A 2,360-nucleotide genomic window follows, 5' to 3' on the forward strand; every position below is an offset into this window, starting at 1 on the left:
ATCATGATTGTGAACGATACGAGGAAAAGTTATTTGTTGATTCTGGATGGACCCAAAGATGAGAAGCTGTTTGCTGCCGTGGCTCAGGCGGCTCGTCCTTATCTGGCCGGGCGCGAGCAAAAAATGGATTTGAATATTACCACATCTGTTTCGCCCCTCGGCCAGCAGGGAATGCGTGGCAGTGAACCGTTCTACAGAAAAGGCATCGGTAGAGTCATCGAGGATGATGACGAATAAAAAGGGGAAAGGACATAAAATGTTCTTTCCTGCTATGTAATAAAAACAACAGCAGTACTGCCCACTTGGCAGTGCCGCTGTTGTTATAAAGAAAAAAATCCGCCACAAGTTTTTTCTTGTGGCGGATTTTTTAGACTGGATTAGGGTGAAGAAATAAGAATTACTTCTTCTGGACGTACTTCAAGCAGTCAAGCATAACGGCTACCAGGATGATGATGCCGGAGAACACGAACTGCAGGTTGGTATCGATGCCCAGGGTGGTCAGGGAGTAAGTCAGAGCGGTGAAGATGAAGACACCGACAACAACGCCGGAAATCTTACCGATACCACCGGTGAAGGAAACGCCACCGACAACACAGGCTGCAATGGCATCCATTTCCCAGCCCTGGCCGTATGCGGCGGAACCGGAACCTACCATGCGGATACATTCGAGCCAGGAACCGAAACCATACAGGATACCGGCCAGGATAAACGCACCGATGGTTACACGGAAGACGGAAATACCGGAAACGGAAGCTGCTTCAGGGTTACCGCCAACAGCGAACAGGTTCTTGCCGAAGGTGGTCTTGTTCCAGATGAACCAGACAATTACAACAGCTGCGATGGCCCACAGAATGATGGTGGGGAAGCCGCCGATCTTGGGGATGATCATGTTGGGAATGTCGGTTTCAATACCACCGAAGGAAACACCTTTGGTAGAGTAGGTGACCAGACCGAAGATTACCAGCATGTTGGCCATGGTGGAGATGAACGGGTGCATCTTGAACTTGGCCGTAAAGAAACCTGCAATGGTGGTAAAGATCGTGCACAGAACAATACAGGCAATCAATGCCATGAAGACGCGAAGGACAACGGGCAGACCGGTGAAGTCAAAGGTGACACCGAAGACAGAACCAGTATTGATACCCTTGTGCATGATGATGGTGGCGGCGGTCATACCCATACCGACCATACGGCCGATAGACAGGTCCGTACCAGCCAGAAGAATCAGACCGGCAACACCGAGGGCCAGGAACATACGGGGAGACGCCTGCTGCAGAATGTTCAAGATGTTATTGACCGTCAGCAGCGGCACATTCTTGACAATCGGCGTGATGATGCACAGCGCAATGAAGATCACGATAATTGCAATGTACAGACCGTTTCTCAACAGGAAGTCGCGGCGGTTAAAGGTGTACTTGTAGTTTTCCCAGCGCTGCGCCATCGTTTCGCCAAACGTGAATTTGGACATGCGCAGCATATCGATCAGGTGATACTCATGATCAAAGGCTGCGTGTTGACGATCCTTGACAGCCTGCAGGTCTTTGTCGCGCTGCATCTTGGCGTCGAACAGACGGTTTTTGTGAACGTACTTTTCGTCCTTGATTTCCTGCTGATCCGTCAGCTTGGCGATAGAAGCCTGGTGCTCCTTTTCCAACGTTGCGACAGCTGCCTGGTACTTCTGCTGTGCTGCAACTTTTTCCAGCTTGCAGCTGGCAACAACATGCTGATAATAATCTGCTTTATAATGTGCCTTCAGGTAAGCTTCCGCATCGGCAATCAGCTTGGAAACCTGATCTTTGTTTTTGGCCTCAACGGCTTTGGCGGCTTCCAGCTCGGCCTTCATACGGGCTTCGCGCTCTGCCTTCTCCTGGGCAGTATAGATACGGTCGCGCTTCAGGTTGTCCAGGTCGTTCGTAATATTGACGACCTTATCCGTACCATTGGCACGCAGCTCATCGATTTGAGCCTGAATTTTGCCGACATAATCGTCAATCGGCTTGCGGAGTTCGGCTTCTCGCTCCGCAGAAAGAATTGTACTATTAGCCATTTGTTTTATCCCCCACTTACAGGTATTTGGCGCTCAGTCTCAAAAGCTCTTCCTGATTTGTCTCTTTGGTGTTCACGATACCGGAAAGATGTCCGTTGGACATCACACCGATTCGGTTGGTAATACCCAAAATCTCGGGCATTTCCGAAGAGACAACAATAACCGTTTTGCCTTGCTTCGCCATCTGGATGATCAGTTCGTAGATTTCGTACTTGGCACCAACGTCGATACCGCGGGTGGGCTCGTCCATCATAAAGACCTGCGGTTCACGCTCGAGCCATTTGCCGAAAATTACTTTCTGCTGATTGCCGCC

The 2,360-nt window shown here is 50.1% G+C and carries 2 protein-coding genes and 1 pseudogene; 1 reads left to right on the forward strand and 2 read right to left on the reverse strand.

Annotation, left to right across the window (positions count from 1 at the left end; genetic code table 11):
* A partial coding sequence (locus H6B10_RS14030; RefSeq protein ID WP_204652171.1) for an enhanced serine sensitivity protein SseB C-terminal domain-containing protein occupies window positions 1-237 on the forward strand: 237 nt, incomplete at its 5' end.
* 160 nt (window positions 238-397) lie between these two features.
* Here H6B10_RS14030 and H6B10_RS14035 read toward each other — a convergent pair.
* Together H6B10_RS14035 and H6B10_RS14040 are read right to left on the reverse strand one after the other, a co-directional pair.
* Window positions 398-2,047 (reverse strand): ABC transporter permease subunit, encoded by a 1,650-nt coding sequence (locus tag H6B10_RS14035; protein WP_204652172.1) that lies wholly within the window; start codon window positions 2,045-2,047, stop codon window positions 398-400.
* 16 nt (window positions 2,048-2,063) lie between these two features.
* Window positions 2,064-2,360: pseudogene (locus H6B10_RS14040) on the reverse strand (sugar ABC transporter ATP-binding protein); the annotation flags it as partial.

Source organism: Gemmiger formicilis, from assembly GCF_016901605.1.
Lineage (GTDB): Bacteria > Bacillota > Clostridia > Oscillospirales > Ruminococcaceae > Gemmiger > Gemmiger formicilis_B.

Bases quoted from the DNA above. Each gene is read 5' to 3' on its own strand.
- H6B10_RS14035 (WP_204652172.1), bottom strand. From the start codon at position 2,047: ATGGCTAATAGTACAATTCTTTCTGCGGAGCGAGAAGCCGAACTCCGC.